Consider the following 17,116-nt stretch of genomic DNA (forward strand, 5'->3'; position numbering starts at 1 on the left):
CCTTGTTATTTGATGCGTACGATGTTCGCGCCGACGGCCGACAATTTCACTTCCATGCGGTCGTAGCCGCGGTCGAGGTGATAGATGCGGTCGATCAGGGTTTCGCCATCGGCGGCCAGGGCCGCGATCACCAGCGACGCCGAGGCGCGCAGGTCGGTCGCCATCACGGGCGCGCCGCGCAACTGCTTGACGCCGGCGATGATGGCCGTGTTGCCCTCGATGGTGATGTCGGCGCCCAGGCGGTTCATTTCCTGCACGTGCATGAAACGGTTCTCGAAGATCGTTTCCGTGACGCGGCTGGCGCCATTGGCGATCGTGTTCACGGCCATGAACTGCGCCTGCATGTCGGTCGGGAAGCCCGGGTATTCCGTGGTGCGGAAGCTGACGGGGTTCGGACGGGCCGACATCTCGGCGCGGATCCAGTCGGCGCCGAAGGTCATCGTCAGGCCCATGGCGCGCAGCTTGTCGAGCGCCGCGTCGAGGATATCGGTGCGCACATTGCGCAGGGTGATATCGCCGCCGGTGGCTGCCACGGCGCACAGGAAGGTGCCCGTTTCAATACGGTCAGCGATCACCGCGTGCGAAGCGCCGTGCAGCGCGTCCACGCCCTGGATCACCAGGCGGCTGGTGCCGATGCCGTCGATCTTCGCGCCCATGGCCACCAGCAGGTGGGCCAAATCGGTCACTTCCGGTTCGCAGGCAGCGTTTTCCAGGATCGTCTCGCCTTCGGCCAGGGTCGCGGCCATCAGCAGGTTTTCGGTGCCGGTGACGGTGATCATGTCGGTAACGATGCGCGCGCCTTTCAGCTTGGCGCACTTGGCGTAGATGTAGCCTGCCTCGATGCGGATCTCGGCGCCCAGCGCTTCCAGGCCCTTGATGTGCTGGTCGACAGGACGCGAACCGATGGCGCAGCCGCCCGGCAGCGAGACCTTGGCTTCGCCGAAGCGCGCCAGCATGGGGCCCAGCACCAGAATCGAGGCGCGCATGGTTTTCACCAGTTCATACGGCGCTTCCAGGGTGTCGATGGCGCTGCCGTTCAAGACCACGCGGTCGCCGTCCTGCTGCACTTTCAAGCCCGTCTGGCCCAGGAGTTTCAACATGGTGGCGACGTCGTGCAGGTGCGGCACGTTCGTCAGGTCCAGGTCGCCCGCGGTCAAGAGACCGGCGCACAGGATGGGCAGGGCGGCGTTTTTCGCGCCGGAGATGGCGATGTCGCCGTTCAGGCGGTTGCCGCCGTTGATGAGGAGCTTGTCCATGTGCTTATCCTTGGAATTCTTCAGGTGTCAGGGTTTTCATCGACAGCGCGTGGATTTCCTCGCGCATGCGGTCGCCCAGCGCCGCGTAGACGATCTGGTGGCGGGCGATCAAACGCTTGCCGGCAAACGCGGGCGAAACGATCACGGCCTGGAAGTGCTGGCCATCGCCCTCCACTTCGAGGTGCGTGCATTCGAGGCCGGCCGACAGATAGCCGTGGATCAGTTCTGGAGTGGTTGTCACGATAAGTCCTTGATATTGAATAATGTAGTGATGTGATGTGCCGCAATCAGTGGCGCAATTAGTGACGCAAACGATAGCCGCTTTTCAGCAGGCGGATCGACGCCAGCGCCAGGATCACGAGGAAGCCGGTGACGATGGAAAGACTGAGCCACGGGCTGACGTCGGACACGCCGAAGAAGCCGTAGCGGAAGCCGTCGATCATGTAAAAGAAAGGGTTCAGGTGCGATACCGTCTGCCAGAAGGCGGGTAGCGAGTGGATCGAATAGAACACGCCCGACAGGAAGGTGGCCGGCATGATCAGGAAGTTCTGGAAGGCGGCCAGCTGGTCGAATTTCTCGGCCCAGATGCCGGCGATCAGGCCCATGGTGCCCAGCATGGCGGCGCCCAGGAAGGCGAAGACGACGATCCACAGGGGCGCGACAAACGACAGATCGGCGAACCAGCAAGTGATGGCAAACACGCCAAAGCCCACGGCCAGGCCGCGCGCGACGGAAGCGAGTACATACGCCGAGAAGATTTCCCAGTGCGACAGGGGGGTGAGCAGCACGAACACCAGGTTGCCCGTGATCTTCGACTGGATCAGCGAGGACGAGGAATTGGCGAAGGCGTTTTGCAGCACGCTCATCATCACCAGGCCGGGAATCAAAAAGGCCGTGTAGCTGACGCCGGGGCTCGGCTCCACGCGGCCATCGAGCACATGGCCGAACACCAGCAGGTACAGCATCGACGTGAGCACGGGCGCGGCCACGGTTTGCGTCGCCACTTTCCAGAAGCGCAGCGTCTCTTTGTAGACGAGGGTGCGAAATCCTGTCGAAATCATACGGTACCTTTATCCATGATCTGCAAGAAGATATCTTCCAGGTCGGCTTGTTGCAATTGCATTTCATCGATCTCGGCGCCCGCTTCGCGCAGGCGGGCGAGGATTTTCTCGACTTCGCTGTATTCGTTGACGCGCAGGCTGAACTTGTTCGGCGCCTGCTGTTCTTCCGGGTGCAGCACCAGGTGCTGCAGGTCGGCCGGCAAGGCGCCGTGTTTCAGGTGCACCTGCAGCTGCGAACCGGCGATGCGGCGGATCAGGGCCGACATGGTGTCGAGCGCCACCACCTTGCCGGTTTTCAGCATGGCCACGCGCTGGCACATGGCTTGCGCCTCTTCCAGATAGTGGGTGGTCAGCACCACCGTGTGGCCGCCTTCGCGGTTCAGGCGCGAGATGAACTTCCACAGGGTCTGGCGCAGTTCCACGTCGACGCCGGCAGTCGGCTCATCGAGCACGATGACGGGCGGCTTGTGCACCAGCGCCTGGGCCACGAGCACGCGGCGCTTCATGCCGCCGGACAGGGCGCGCATATTCGTGTCGGCCTTGCCGGTCAGGTCGAGGTTTTCCATGACCTCGTCGATCCACTTGTCGTTGTTCGGCAGGCCGAAATAGCCGGACTGCAGGCGCAGGGTTTCGCGCACGGTGAAAAACGGGTCAAACACCAGCTCCTGCGGCACCACGCCCAGGTTGCGGCGCGCATTGCGGAAGTCCGTGACCACATCGTGGCCATGGATCTTGACGGTGCCCGCGTCGGGGCGGATCAAGCCGGCGATGATGGAAATGAGGGTAGTCTTGCCGGCGCCATTCGGGCCGAGCAGACCGAAAAATTCGCCTTCCTCGATGGCCAGCGACACGCCGCCCAGCGCCTTGAGCGATTTATAGCTCTTTTCTACATTCGTTATTTGAATTGCGGTCATGTGCTTGTTTCAAGTGTAATGCGTCTGGTGTGATGCGCCAGTTGCCGGAGACATCCAGGCCGGTGCAGGGCGCCGCCTTCAGGCGAGGACGACGCAACAGTCAATTATAGTTGGAAAATTCGTGGAACACTTGGAGATCAATCCGGCGGCGCTGCTGGCCTGCCGGCTTGAAAGCTACGGCTGATGCGGGGAGTGGGACAGGATCAATGATGATGCAGGTCGGACGGGCTGCGTTCGGCGTGGCCGCCGGCGCTGGCGCAGTCGTCGGCGCTCAAAGTGCTCGAGACGAGCGAGCAGACGCCATACAGCTTGGTGAGGTTTTTCAGGTTGTTCGGCAGATTTTTCAACTCCAGCACGCCGCCGGCATCCTGCGCGGCGCGTTGCCACGTCAGCATGACGGAGACGGCTGCCGAATCGACGGCCTTGACGTTGCGCAAGTCAAACTTCGTCTGACCCGAGCGGATGGCGTCCAGACCCTGCTCCAATGCCACAGTGGCATTGTGCACGGTCAGGGAAGTCAGGGACTGCAAGGTGTCGAGAGAGTCGGGCATGGCGTCGGGCTGCGCTGGTCTGGAGCTGGGTCAGGAGCTATATGATAGCCGATTATTTGGCTTTGGCAGCAGGACGGCTGGCCAGGGCCTTGTTTTTCGCGGCCAGGGTCTTGATCAGGCCATCGACGCCGCCTTTGCTGATCTCGCTGGCAAAGCTGCTTTTGTAGGTTTCCACCAGCCACGCACCGAGCACGTTGATGTCATAGATCTTCCAGCCGGACGGGGTTTTCGCCACGCGATAGTTCAGGGGCACGGGTTCACCGCGCGCCACGTTCACCTGCGAGCGCACTTCCACGTCCGTATCGCCAGGCTCGGCGCGCATCGGCTTGAATTCCACGGTTTCGTTCTTGATCTGCGACAGGGCGCCCGAATACGTGTAGATCAGCAAGGTGCGAAATTCCGCGGACAGCTGCTTTTGCTGGTCCGGCGTGGCATCGCGCCAGTGGCGGCCGGCGGCCAGGGCCGTCATGCGCTGGAAGTCCACGTACGGCAAGATCTTGCTTTCCACCAATTCGGTGACGCGCTTGATATCGCCAGCCTGGATGGCCTTGTCGGCCTTGGCCGTGTCGATCACGTCCTGGCTGATGCGTTTGACCAATACGTCCGGCGCTTCCGCCGCGGGGGCGGCCTGCGCGGCGGTGGCAAAGGCGATGGTGGCCATCGCCAGCAGTTGTTTCATCAATTTCATGGTTCTACCTTTCATGGTGTTGCTATGCACCGGCTGGCGTTGATCGCAACCGTGGTGTTCTGTACCGGAGTTTACTCCTGCGGCCTGGCCTGGGAAGCAACGGTATTGCTACCAGATGTTACGAGGTCAGCCGGCGCCACATCGGCCGCAGCCGTCGCAGGCGGCGTTTCCGCTGGCACAGGCTGCGGTTGCGCCTCGTAGGCCGGATCATAATCGCCGGTGTCGTTTTTTGGCACTTTGCGGTCGCGGCGGTCCGTATCGCCATCGAAAACCTTGCTTTCGCGCGCCTGCAGGAAGCCGTCGCGGATGAATTCATAACGGTCCAGCGCGGCCGCTTCCATCAGGTTGGTGGCGTCGAGCAGCGCGGCGCGCTTGTCGACCACGCGCGTCACCGTGCCGATATTGCGCACATTGGCCGGATCCTTGTAGCGCCATGGGTCGCCCGTCATATCGAGCGGCAGGGCCACCGTGTCGCGCACGGTCGATGGGCCCAGCAGCGGCAGCATCACGTACGGACCAGACTGCACGCCATACCAGCCCAGGGTCTGGCCAAAGTCTTCGCTATGCTTGGGAATGCCCGCCTGCGAGGCGATATCGATCAGGCCAAGGAGTCCGAAAGTCGAGTTCATGCTGACGCGCACGACGTCTTGCAAGCCCGCTTCCCCCTTGCCTTGCAGCAAGTTGTTTACGGCGCTCCACACATCGGACAAGTTGCCGAAGAAGTTGCCCACGCCCGTTTGCACGAACGACGGCGTGACTTTCTTGTAGGCCGTGGCGACCGGCTTCAGGGCCACCTGGTCAACGGTGTCGTTGAACTTGAACATGGCGCGGTTATACCCTTCCAGCGGGTCGCGCGGGTTGCTGCCGGTGGCGCAAGCGCTCACGCTGGCGGCGATGGCCAGGGCCAGGCCGATACGCGCCAGGCTGCTTTGGGATTGTTTGGTCGACTCGCTCATTTGCTGTCCTTTCCTTCCGCTGCCTTGCTGTAGATGAACTGATTGATCAGGTCTTCCAGCACTGTGGCCGATTGAGTACGGGCGATCTTGTCGCCCTCTGCCAGGTTCGCCAGATCGCCGCCTGCTTCCAGGCCGATATATTGCTCACCCAACAAACCGGCCGTCAAAATCTTGGCCGAGCTGTCTTTCGGAAATTTGTAGCCATCTTCGATGTCGAGTTTCACCAGCGCCTGGTAGGTCTTGTCGTCAAAGACGATTTCCGAGACCCGGCCCACCACCACGCCAGCACCCTTGACGGGCGCCTGCGGTTTGAGGCCGCCAATATTGTCGAACTTGGCACTAATGGTATACGTCTTGCTGAAAGACAGCGAGCTCATATTGCCGGCCTTGAGCGCCAGAAACATCAATGCCGCCACACCCAGCAAGACGAACAAGCCGACCCAGACATCCAAAGATTTACGTTGCATAACAATCCTAAATAATTTTTACTTGCTGCCGCCTGCGCAAGATCTTGCCCAGGCCCGCTGTTGTTCGCTGATTGGCAATTACTTGCTAAACATCAAAGCCGTCATCATGAAATCAAGCCACCACACCATCAACGACGAAATGACCACCGTGCGCGTGGTGGCGCCGGAGACGTCTTCCGGCGTCGGCTGTGCCTGGTAACCCTGGAACAGTGCGATGAACGTCACCGCAATACCGAAAACCATGCTTTTGACATAAGTGCCGTTGGCGATATCTTTCCACACGTTGACGCCACCCTGCATCTGCGACCAGAACGAGCCTTCATCGACGCCGATCAGCACCACGCCGACCAGATAGCTGCCGATGACGCCGACGGCCGTGAAGATGCCACCCAGGATAGGCATGGCGATCACGCCGGCCCAGAAACGGGGCGCCAGCACGCGCTGGATCGGGTTCACGGCCATCATTTCCATGGCCGACAATTGCTCCCCCGCCTTCATCAGGCCGATTTCCGCCGTCAGCGAAGTGCCGGCGCGGCCGGCGAACAGCAGCGCCGTGACGACCGGACCCAGTTCACGCATCAAGGACAGCGCCACCAATTGCCCCAGCGACTGCGTCGCGCCAAAGGTGCTCAGTGTGTAATAGCCTTGCAAACCCAGCACCATGCCGACGAACAGGCCGGACACGGCGATGATCAGCACCGAGCGGCTGCCGATGTAAAACAATTGCTCGATGAGCAAGTGTGGACGGCGCCACAGGCCACCCGAGGAGGCGATGATGAGAAAGAACGAGCGCACGGCAAAGCCGAGGTCTTGTAACGAGCGCCGCAACCATGCTCCGATCGCCGCCAGGAAACGCGCGATCATCGGCCCGCTCCCGTATGCAGACCCAGGTCGTCGGCCAGCGACTTGCCCGGATAATGGAACGGTACGGGGCCATCGGCCTCGGCATTAACGAATTGCTTGACGTACGGATGCGTCGACACGGCCATCTCGGCCGGCGTGCCGTGCGCCACGATCTTGCCAGATGACAGAAAATAGACATAATCAGCGATGGCGAAACACTCCTTCACATCGTGCGATACCAGAATAGATGTGGAGCCCAGCGCATCGTTCAGATTGCGGATCAAATTGGCCGTCACGCCCATGGAAATCGGGTCCAGGCCGGCGAATGGTTCATCGTACATGATCAGTTCAGGGTCGAGCGCGATGGCGCGCGCCAGCGCCACGCGGCGGCCCATGCCGCCCGATATCTCGGCCGGCTTCAATTGCGCCGCATTGCGCAAGCCCACGGCGTGCAGCTTCATCAGCACCAGGGTGCGGATCAGCTCTTCATTCAAGTCCGTGTGTTCGCGCAGGGGGAACGCCACGTTCTCGAACGCCGTCAAGTCCGTAAACAGGGCGCCGTGCTGGAACAGCATGCCCATCTTGCGGCGCATTTGATATAACTCGTCGGTCGCCAGCGTATGCACGATCTGGCCGTCGACATTCACGGAACCGGAACTGGGACGCAACTGCCCGCCGATCAGGCGCAATACGGTCGTCTTGCCACTGCCGGAGCCACCCATGACGGCCACAACTTTTCCACGTGGGAAATCCATTTGAAGGCCCGATAAAATCGAACGTTCTCCATAGGCAAAGTGTAAATCACGGATCTCAACAAGATTTGGCACGACGAAGCTCACTATTTTAATGGCGTATTGTAGTGCAGAAACACCAACCTCTGCTGAGACACCCCTTGGGACAGCCCCGGAAAGGGGAAGAATACAACACTAATGAATCGAAAGTCAGATATTGTAGTGGAAATTTGACCGCCGCATCACGTCCCTGCCCGATCACATTCGCAGCTGTTGACTTGGCAAGTAAAAATAACAAAGGCCACGTCGCGCTCCGCGCCGTGGCCCTGGCTAAAAACGAACAATTGCTCGATTTTTAGCGCGGCAGCAGGGATGCCCCCATCAGGAACTCATCGACGGCGCGCGCGCACTGGCGTCCTTCGCGGATGGCCCATACCACCAGCGACTGGCCACGGCGCATGTCGCCGGCCGCAAACACCTTGGCCACCGAAGTCTGGTAGCAGACTGCGCCATCCGTTGTTGCCTTGACATTGCCGCGCGCATCCGTATCGACGCCGAACGCTTGCAGCACCTGTTGCACAGGGGAAACAAAACCCATGGCCAGGAAGACCAGGTCCGCTTTCATCTCGAATTCCGAGTTCGGCACTTCGCTCATCTTGCCGTCCTTCCATTCGACGCGGCAGGCGATCAACTTTTCCACTTTGCCGCCCTTGCCTTCGAAACGCTTGGTGGCCACGGCCCAGTCGCGCTCGCAGCCTTCCTCATGCGAGGACGAGGTGCGCAGCTTGGTCGGCCAGTACGGCCAGACCAGCGGCTTGTTTTCCTGTTCCGGCGGCTGCGGCATCAGTTCGAACTGGGCCACCGAGGCGGCGCCATGGCGGTTCGAGGTGCCGACGCAGTCCGAACCCGTATCGCCGCCGCCGATCACCACCACGTGCTTGCCCGTGGCCTTGATCTGGTCCTTGAGCTTGTCACCCGCGTTGACCTTGTTTTGCAGCGGCAGGAAATCCATGGCGAAATGCACGCCTTTCAACTCGCGGCCCGGCACGGGCAAGTCGCGCGGCTGCTCGGCGCCGCCGGCCATGATGACGGCGTCAAATTCTTTTTCCAGGTCTTCCGGGAAAATGGTTTCCTTGGCCCAGTTGTTCACGTGGGCAGGGAAATCCTTGCCGACCAGTACGCTGGTGCGGAACACCACGCCTTCGGCTTCCATCTGTTTCACGCGCAAGTCGATGTGCGACTTTTCCATCTTGAAGTCGGGGATACCATAACGCAACAAACCGCCGACCCGGTCGCTCTTTTCAAACACGGTGACGGCATGGCCGGCGCGCGCCAGCTGCTGCGCCGCCGCCAGGCCGGCGGGGCCGGAACCGACGATGGCCACTTTCTTGCCCGTGCTGAAAGGGGCTGGCTGCGGCGTGACCCAGCCGTGTTCCCAGCCCATGTCGATGATTTTATGTTCGATCGACTTGATGCCGACCGGATCTTCGTGTATGCCCAGGGTGCACGCCGATTCGCACGGTGCCGGGCAGATGCGGCCCGTAAATTCCGGGAAGTTGTTGGTCGAATGCAAGATGTCGAGCGCTTCGCGGTAAGCGCCGCGGTACACCAGGTCATTCCAGTCGGGAATGATGTTATTCACGGGGCAACCCGTGGTACAGAAGGGAATGCCGCAATCCATGCAGCGTGCGCCTTGCACGGTCGCTTGCGCGTCCGACAGGTGCAGCACGAATTCCTTGTAATTCTTCAGGCGCGCGGCAGGCTCCAGATAGTGTTCGTCCTGGCGCTTGAATTCCATGAAGCCGGTAATTTTACCCACGATGTTTCCTTTGTATGTTTAGCTGGCGGGAGCGGCGCGGCCGCTCCCTTCACATTCATCTCGGCTGGCTCAGGCGGCGACGGCTTGTACTTCCATGGCGGCGTCAGCTGCCATTTCAATCAGCGCGCGCTTGTATTCGTTCGGGAAGACCTTCACGAACTTGCCGCGCGCCGCGGCCCAGTCGTCCAGCAAGACGCGGGCGCGGGTGCTGCCCGTGTGCTTGAAGTGACGCTCGATCAGGCGCTTGAGGATGACCTCGTCGGCTTCCGGCACGCCATCGCGGTGCTGCGTATGCCAGGCATCGCGGTCGAGATGCTGTTCCGCTGCGGAGACGACCTTGTCCAGGCTGACCATGGCCGTGTTGCACTTGCTGGCAAAATCGCCGGCCGGGTCATACACATAGGCGATGCCGCCCGACATGCCGGCCGCGAAGTTGCGTCCCGTGTTGCCCAGCACCACCACCGTGCCGCCCGTCATGTATTCGCAACCATGGTCGCCCAGGCCCTCGACCACCGTGGTGGCGCCCGAGTTGCGCACGGCAAAGCGTTCGCCGGCCACGCCATTGAAGAAGGCTTCGCCGGCGATGGCGCCATACAGCACCGTGTTGCCGATAATAATGTTGTCCACGGCCCAGCCGCGGAATTCCGTATTCGGCCGCACGATGATGCGTCCGCCCGACAGGCCCTTGCCCACGTAATCGTTGCCTTCACCCACCAGGTCGATCGTGATGCCGTGCGCCAGGAAGGCGCAGGCCGACTGGCCCGCCGTGCCTTGCAGCTGGATGTGGATGGTGTCGTCCGGCAAGCCGGCATGGCCATATTTCTTCGCCACTTCGCCGGACAGCATGGTGCCCACCGTGCGGTTCAGGTTGCGCACGGGCGAGATGAAGGAGACGCGCTCGCCCTTTTCCAGCGCCGCGCGCGCTTGCGCGATCAGCTTGTGGTCGAGCGCCTTTTCCAGCGCATGGTCCTGGAATTCCACGTGGCGGCAGGCCTGGCCATCCGGCGTTTCCGGCTTGTAGAAGATGGCCGAGAAGTCCAGTCCCTGCGCCTTCCAGTGTGAAATCGCCTTCGACTTGTCCAGCAAGTCGACGCGGCCGATCAGTTCGTCATACGTGCGGATGCCCAGCTGCGCCATCAATTGACGGGCTTCCTCGGCCACGAAGAAGAAGTAATTGACGACATACTCGGGTTTGCCAGAGAACTTGGCGCGCAGCACCGGATCTTGCGTGGCCACGCCCACCGGGCAGGTATTCAAGTGGCATTTGCGCATCATGATGCAGCCTTCGACCACCAGCGGCGCCGTGGCGAAACCGATCTCGTCGGCGCCCAGCAAGGCGGCGATGACCACGTCGCGGCCCGTCTTCATCTGGCCGTCGGCCTGCACGCGGATACGGCTGCGCAAGCCGTTCAGCACCAGCGTTTGTTGCGTTTCGGCCAGACCCAGCTCCCACGGCGTGCCCGCGTGTTTCACGGACGACAATGGCGAAGCGCCCGTGCCGCCGTCATGGCCGGCGACGACCACGTGGTCGGCTTTCGCCTTCGTGACGCCGGCGGCCACCGTGCCGATACCCACTTCCGACACCAGTTTCACGGAAATCGAGGCGCGCGGATTGGCGTTCTTCAAGTCATGGATCAGCTGTGCCAGATCTTCGATCGAGTAGATATCGTGGTGCGGCGGCGGCGAAATCAAGCCCACGCCCGGCACGGAAAAGCGCAGGCTGGCGATGTATTCGGACACTTTATGGCCCGGCAACTGGCCGCCTTCGCCCGGTTTCGCGCCCTGCGCCATCTTGATCTGGATCTGGTCGGCCGAGTTCAGGTAGGCAGCCGTGACGCCGAAACGTCCCGACGCCACCTGCTTGATGCGCGAACGCATGGAATCGCCTTCCTGCAGCGGAATATCGACGACGATCTGCTCGGCGCCCACGATGGAAGCCATGGTGTCGCCCTGGCGGATCGGGATGCCCTTCAATTCCTGCGTGTAGCGGTTCGGATCTTCGCCGCCCTCGCCCGTGTTCGACTTGCCGCCGATGCGGTTCATGGCCACGGCCAGGGTGGCGTGCGCTTCCGTGCTGATCGAGCCGAGCGACATGGCGCCCGTGGCGAAACGCTTGACGATTTCCTTGGCCGGTTCCACTTCGTCGAGCGGGATGGCCTTGGTCGGGTCGAGCTTGAACTCAAACAGGCCGCGCAGCGTCAGGTGGCGACGGCTCTGGTCGTTGATGATTTGCGCATACTCCTTATAGCTGGAGAAATTGTTGCTGCGCGTGGAGTGCTGCAGTTTTGCAATCGCATCCGGCGTCCACATGTGGTCTTCGCCGCGCACGCGGAATGCGTACTCGCCGCCTGCGTCGAGCTTATCCATCAGCACGGGATCGTTGCCGAAGGCCAGCGCATGCAGGCGCAGCGCTTCTTCCGCCACTTCAAACACGCCGATGCCTTCCACGTTCGAGGCCGTACCCTTGAAGTATTTGTCCACCAGCGACTTGTTCAAGCCGATGGCTTCGAAGATTTGCGCGCCGCAGTACGACATATACGTCGAAATGCCCATCTTCGACATGACTTTCATCAAGCCTTTGCCCACTGCCTTGGTGTAGTTATAGATGGCTTTGTCGGCCGACAAGTCGCCGGGCAAACCATGCGCCATCTCGGCCAGGGTTTCCATGGCCAGATAGGGGTGGACGGCTTCCGCGCCGTAACCTGCCAGCAAGGCAAAGTGGTGCGTTTCGCGGGCCGAGCCCGTTTCCACGACGAGGCCGGTGGACGCGCGCAAGCCCTTGCTCACCAGGTGCTGATGCACGGTGGAAGTGGCCAGCAGCGCGGGGATCGCCACCTGCTCGGCGCAAATGGCGCGGTCCGAGACGATCAGAATGTTGTGGCCCGATTTGACGGCGTCGACGGCTTCCGCGCACAGCGAGGCCAGGCAGGCTTCCACGCCTTCCTTGCCCCAGGCCAGCGGGTAGCAGATGTCCAGTTCGTACGACTTGAACTTGCCGCCCGTATGCGCACTGATGTTGCGCAGACGCGCCATATCGTCAAAGCCCAGCACCGGCTGCGCCACTTCCAGGCGCATCGGCGGGTTGACGTTGTTGGTATCGAGCAAGTTCGGTTTCGGGCCGATGAACGAGACCAGCGACATCACCATCGCTTCGCGGATCGGATCGATGGGCGGGTTCGTCACTTGCGCGAACAGCTGCTTGAAGTAGTTATACAAAGGCTTCAATTTGTTCGACATGACGGCCAGCGGCGAGTCATTGCCCATCGAGCCCGTCGCCTCTTCGCCGGCCACGGCCATTGGCGCCATGAGGAATTTCAAGTCTTCCTGCGTATAGCCGAACGCCTGCTGGCGGTCGAGCAACGATGGCTGCTCTTTTTCGCCCTGCGCGCGGTCTTGCTTGGCCTGGCCTTCGGCCATCTTGATCTCGTCGAGCTTGATGCGCACCGAGTTGATCCACGCTTTGTAGGGCTTGGCGTTGGCGTAAGTGTTTTTGAGTTCCTGGTCATCGATGATGCGGCCCGCTTCCAGGTCGATCAGGAACATTTTGCCAGGCTGCAAGCGCCATTTCTGGATGATTTTCGACTCGGGAATCGGCAGCACGCCCGATTCCGACGCCATCACCACCAGGTCGTCGTCCGTGACGATGTAGCGGGCGGGACGCAAGCCATTGCGGTCCAGGGTGCCGCCGATGTGGCGGCCATCCGTAAACGCCATGGCGGCGGGGCCGTCCCACGGTTCCATCATGGCCGCGTGGTATTCATAGAAGGCACGGCGGTTGTCGTCCATCGTCGTGTGGTTTTCCCACGCTTCCGGAATCATCATCATCATCGCCTGGGCGATTGGGTAGCCGGCCATCAACAGCAGTTCCAGCGCATTGTCGAAGCACGCCGTGTCGGACTGGCCTTCATAGATCAGCGGAAAGAGTTTCTGCAAATCTTCACCCAGCACGGCCGACTTCATGACGCCTTCGCGCGCGCGCATCCAGTTGAAGTTGCCTTTCACCGTGTTGATCTCGCCATTGTGCGCGATCAGGCGGTAGGGGTGGGCCAGCGGCCATTCGGGGAAGGTATTCGTCGAGAAACGCTGGTGCACCAGGGCCAGGGCCGAGATGCAGCGCGCATCCTGCAAGTCCTTGTAGTACACGCCCACCTGGTCGGCCAGCAGCAATCCTTTATAGACGATGGTACGGGCCGACATCGACGGCACGAAGAATTCCTTGCCATGCAGCAGTTTCAAGGCCTGGATGGCGTGGCCCGACGATTTGCGGATCACATACAGTTTGCGCTCGAGCGCGTCGGTGACCATGATGTCCGGGCCGCGGCCGATGAAAATCTGGCGGATGACCGGTTCCTTGGCGCGCACGGTGGGCGACATCGGCATGTCCGTATCGATGGGCACGTTGCGCCAGCCCAGCACGACCTGGCCTTCGATGCGCACGGCGCGTTCGATTTCCTGTTCACAAGCGATGCGCGACGCGTGTTCCTTGGGCAGGAAGACCATGCCCACGCCGTATTCGCCAGGCGGCGGCAATTCCACGCCCTGCTTGGCCATTTCTTCGCGGTAGTACTGGTCTGGAATCTGGATCAGGATGCCGGCGCCATCGCCCATCAGCGCATCGGCGCCCACGGCGCCCCGGTGATCGAGGTTTTTCAGAATCAGCAAACCCTGTTCGACGATCGAATGGGTCTTGTTGCCCTTGATATGGGCGACGAAACCGACGCCGCAGGCATCGTGTTCATTGGCTGGGTCGTACAGGCCTTGCGCTTTCATGGGCTTCTCCGCTGCAGTCACTATCGAAAAACTAGAGTAGTGCAACGCAACAAAAAACTCAACCACAACAATTAGGGTCGGAGTCTAATTAAATTTAATTCCGTCGCTCTAAAAATTTAATAGGGACATAGTCAAAGCAATTTCAATAAAACGTCAGAAAGAAACCATTTTTTGTTTTAATTGCGAATGTGTGTCAATTCGCATCCGCCTCGGCCACGATTTTGCGGGGACGACCCCGCTTGGCCGGCAGCACTTGCCGCTGCATTTTCAGTTCCAGCGCCTGCTTGAATGGCTCGGAACCCAGCGGCCAGCCCTTCAGCACAGCCTGTTCCAGGGTTTTCACCTGGCTGCTGCCCAGGCCTTGCTCGAACAGGCGCAGATACGCCGCCTCGCGGTCGAATGGCGTATTGCCCAGCGCCCAGTACAGCGCGTGGTCGGTGATGACGGGATCGGGGCGCACGCCCGCATGGTGGGCATAACTGGACCATGCATGCTCCAATGCCTGGCCCACCAAGCCCGTTTGCACGGGCACGCACTCCAGGTAGCGGCAGCAAGTAAGAAAGAAATTGTCGGGATCGATGACCGAGGTTTTGTAGCGTCCCTGCCACAATGCACCTTCACGGCCGTATTTTTGGTTGAAATATGGCACGTAATAGCGCCCCAGCCACTGCATCAGCTGCCCCAGGCCCGTCGCATCGCTGGGCGTGGCCAATAAATGTAGCTGATCTGGCAATAAAACATAGGCGTGAATGGCCACCTTGAACATTTTCGCCCCCGTTTTCAGCCAGGAAAGAAATTGCGCATAGTCAAGCGCATCCTGGAACACGGGCTGGCGGTTGCTGCCGCGCTGGATCACGTAATGGGGCAGTGCAGGGATGATGAGACGGGGCAAACGGGCCATGGCAGAATCGCAAAATATAGGCTAAGACCTTGATTCTACACACTTGCGCGCGCAAGGCGCGACTCTGACCCTGTTTTATTGAAGATATCGGGAAAAACGATTGACTCTGTCCCTTTTATGCCGCCACCGCGCTTGCGGGTGGCTGGCATCGACTATCAAGACAAATTAAAACTGGCCGAAAGGCTGTAGCCCTCGCCATATGCGCTGCGCAGCGGCAAGTCCTGGCCCAGGCCCGTCTTGGCCTTCTTGCGCAAGCGGTACACGAGCATGTCGACCCTGCGGCCCGCATCGGGATCTTCGCCGCCCATGCCGGCCACGATGACGTCGCGCGGCACGGGGCGGGTATTGATGGTGAGCAGGTGCAGAAAGTTGAATTCCTTTTCCGTCAGGGCGATGACGGCGCCCATCAGCTCTAGTTGGCGAGCGCTTACTTTCAAGGTCCACTTGCCCGGCTCCGGCACGGGATCTTGCGGGCCGACGCGGCGGTCGAGCGCCTCGATGTGGGCGGCCAGTTCGGGGAATTTGATCGGCTTGGTGAGATAGTGGTCGGCACCCAGGCGCAAGCCCAGGATGCGGCTGTCGAAAGCGACACGCCCCGTCAGCACCAGCACGCCGATGTGCGGATACAGCTGGCGCATGCGGGGGATGACGTTGAAGCCATCCTCATCGGGCAAGCCCAGGTCCAGTACGACCACGCCGACATTTCCATGACTTAACGCCGTCCACATGCCGCCAGCGGAGCTGGTGATATGCACTTCGTGTTCGAGCTCAACGAGGAACTCCGCCATGTCTTCGGCGTAGTCGAGATTGTCTTCGACGATCAGTATTTTCGTCATTGCTACGCCATTCTTCCGTTAATGAGCACACCGAGGGCAAAATCATGCCATGCACTTCTGCACCATCATGGACGGCACAATAGGTTTACGTCAAGGAATTATCACGGTTGCCTTCAGCGGAAGCAAGGCTTTTCCTTGTCTAGACAGGAAGCGGCAGCCAAATCCGAAAAACGGCCCCGCCTTCGGGCAGATTATGCCCCTGCAAACTCCCGCCATGCACGTCCACCACGGCGCGCGCCATGTACAGGCCCAGGCCCGCGCCCGGATGCTTGGCATGGCTTCCACGGCTGCCTTTTTCGAACAGCTGCGCCAGTTCTTCTTCCCGCAAGCCGGGCCCCGCATCGCGCACGCACAGCGCCACGCCGCCCTCGGGCACCAGTCTGGCCGAGACGGTGATGGCGCTGCCAGGCGGGCTGAACTTGACGGCGTTGTCGAGCAGGATTTTCAGGCACAGGGCCATGCCGGGCACGTCACAGCGCAGCCTGGCCGGCAAGTCTTCGTCGAGTTCCAGCTGCACCGGGTGGCTGGCAGGCACGGTGGCAGCCGCCTGCTGCAGCAAGGCCAGCGGCGCGATGCCGTCGGCAGCCCGCTCGCGGCCGATGGCCGCCATGCGTTCGGGTGACAAATAATCGTCGATCATGCCCAGCAGGCGGTCGACGGCCGTCTGGATTTTCACATAGCGCTTGCGCGTGGCCTCATCCGCCTCGGTGGAAGTCGAGACGAGGCGCTGGATGGCGCCATCGATGGTGGCCAGCGGCGTGCGAAATTCGTGCGACAGCATCGAAGCGAAGCGCTTCTGCTCCTTTTCCCGTTCGGCTTCCTGCACCTGGACGGCGCTGACATCGCGCAGCGTGCCCGCCACAGTGACGCCGCGCCCTGACGCCGCGGGCACGATGGTCGAGCTGATTTCCAGCGCCAGCAGGTGGCCGTCGGCGTGCGGCACTTCCACTTCGCGCAACAGGGTCAAGCGGCTGGTATCGCCATCGCGCCAGCGCTGCAGCCGGGCCGGCAAGTCTTGCGCCAGGCGCGCCGCGTGGCGCTGCAAGGCAGGCAAGTCATGGCCCGTCAGGCGCTGTGCGGCGGGGCTGATGTAGATCAATTCGAGGCTCGTGGCGTCGAGCAGGAAGGCCGCATCACGGCCGTGTTCGGCCAGCAGGCGGAACTGCGCTTCGCCCGCCCGCGCGCGCAGCAGGGCGCGGCGCAACTGGACGAAGCGCAGCGCCATGAGGATGACGCCGGCAAGCAGCAGAAGAAGGAAAGGCAGGAGGGGCAGCATGCGTTATACCTGGCGAGAAAGAATCGCCAAGTATAAGCGTGCGGCAG

General features: G+C 61.2%; 15 protein-coding genes. All 15 read right to left on the minus strand.

The window, feature by feature from the left end; all coding sequences use genetic code 11:
- Positions 1 to 5 precede the first annotated feature (5 nt).
- Positions 6 to 1,256: a UDP-N-acetylglucosamine 1-carboxyvinyltransferase gene (gene murA / locus ACQ4WS_RS10435; RefSeq protein ID WP_070257789.1), complete on the minus strand. Its 1,251-nt coding sequence runs from the start codon at positions 1,254 to 1,256 to the stop codon at positions 6 to 8.
- Between the two features lie 4 nt (positions 1,257 to 1,260).
- On the minus strand, positions 1,261 to 1,497 hold the full coding sequence (locus ACQ4WS_RS10440) for a BolA family protein (RefSeq protein WP_010402134.1): 237 nt from the start codon (positions 1,495 to 1,497) through the stop codon (positions 1,261 to 1,263).
- 58 nt (positions 1,498 to 1,555) lie between these two features.
- Positions 1,556 to 2,317, minus strand: coding sequence for an ABC transporter permease (locus ACQ4WS_RS10445; protein ID WP_436475958.1), 762 nt, complete (start codon positions 2,315 to 2,317; stop codon positions 1,556 to 1,558).
- Positions 2,314 to 3,231, minus strand: coding sequence for an ABC transporter ATP-binding protein (locus ACQ4WS_RS10450; protein WP_099379208.1), 918 nt, complete (start codon positions 3,229 to 3,231; stop codon positions 2,314 to 2,316). The genes ACQ4WS_RS10445 and ACQ4WS_RS10450 overlap by 4 nt, the downstream gene beginning before the upstream one ends.
- A 203-nt stretch (positions 3,232 to 3,434) precedes the next feature.
- Complete coding sequence (locus ACQ4WS_RS10455) at positions 3,435 to 3,782, minus strand: STAS domain-containing protein (protein WP_436475960.1); 348 nt, start codon at positions 3,780 to 3,782, stop codon at positions 3,435 to 3,437.
- A 52-nt stretch (positions 3,783 to 3,834) separates the two neighbouring features.
- The gene (locus tag ACQ4WS_RS10460) at positions 3,835 to 4,470 is read right to left on the minus strand and encodes an MlaC/ttg2D family ABC transporter substrate-binding protein (protein ID WP_436475962.1); all 636 of its coding nucleotides are present in this window, start codon (positions 4,468 to 4,470) and stop codon (positions 3,835 to 3,837) included.
- A gap of 71 nt (positions 4,471 to 4,541) precedes the next feature.
- A complete protein-coding gene (locus ACQ4WS_RS10465; RefSeq protein WP_436475964.1) occupies positions 4,542 to 5,426 on the minus strand; it encodes an MlaA family lipoprotein in 885 nt (294 codons plus the stop codon).
- Complete coding sequence (gene mlaD, locus ACQ4WS_RS10470) at positions 5,423 to 5,893, minus strand: outer membrane lipid asymmetry maintenance protein MlaD (RefSeq protein WP_034753810.1); 471 nt, start codon at positions 5,891 to 5,893, stop codon at positions 5,423 to 5,425. The genes ACQ4WS_RS10465 and mlaD overlap by 4 nt, the downstream gene beginning before the upstream one ends.
- A gap of 78 nt (positions 5,894 to 5,971) precedes the next feature.
- Complete coding sequence (mlaE, locus tag ACQ4WS_RS10475; protein ID WP_436475967.1) at positions 5,972 to 6,757, minus strand: lipid asymmetry maintenance ABC transporter permease subunit MlaE; 786 nt, start codon at positions 6,755 to 6,757, stop codon at positions 5,972 to 5,974.
- On the minus strand, positions 6,754 to 7,563 hold the full coding sequence (locus ACQ4WS_RS10480; protein WP_436475969.1) for an ABC transporter ATP-binding protein: 810 nt from the start codon (positions 7,561 to 7,563) through the stop codon (positions 6,754 to 6,756). Before ACQ4WS_RS10480 ends, mlaE begins: the two co-directional genes overlap by 4 nt.
- Before the next feature lie 259 nt (positions 7,564 to 7,822).
- Positions 7,823 to 9,286: a glutamate synthase subunit beta gene (locus tag ACQ4WS_RS10485; protein ID WP_436475971.1), complete on the minus strand. Its 1,464-nt coding sequence runs from the start codon at positions 9,284 to 9,286 to the stop codon at positions 7,823 to 7,825.
- A 69-nt stretch (positions 9,287 to 9,355) separates the two neighbouring features.
- Positions 9,356 to 14,056 (minus strand): glutamate synthase-related protein, encoded by a 4,701-nt coding sequence (locus ACQ4WS_RS10490; RefSeq protein WP_436475972.1) that lies wholly within the window; start codon positions 14,054 to 14,056, stop codon positions 9,356 to 9,358.
- 193 nt (positions 14,057 to 14,249) lie between these two features.
- On the minus strand, positions 14,250 to 14,957 hold the full coding sequence (locus ACQ4WS_RS10495) for a transposase (RefSeq protein ID WP_436475974.1): 708 nt from the start codon (positions 14,955 to 14,957) through the stop codon (positions 14,250 to 14,252).
- A gap of 155 nt (positions 14,958 to 15,112) precedes the next feature.
- A complete protein-coding gene (locus tag ACQ4WS_RS10500; protein ID WP_436475976.1) occupies positions 15,113 to 15,793 on the minus strand; it encodes a response regulator transcription factor in 681 nt (226 codons plus the stop codon).
- Positions 15,794 to 15,932: 139 nt separating this feature from the next.
- Positions 15,933 to 17,069 (minus strand): PAS domain-containing sensor histidine kinase, encoded by a 1,137-nt coding sequence (locus tag ACQ4WS_RS10505; RefSeq protein WP_436475978.1) that lies wholly within the window; start codon positions 17,067 to 17,069, stop codon positions 15,933 to 15,935.
- Positions 17,070 to 17,116 lie beyond the last annotated feature (47 nt).

Source organism: Janthinobacterium leeuwenhoeki, from assembly GCF_051380795.1.
Taxonomy (GTDB): Bacteria; Pseudomonadota; Gammaproteobacteria; order Burkholderiales; family Burkholderiaceae_D; genus Janthinobacterium.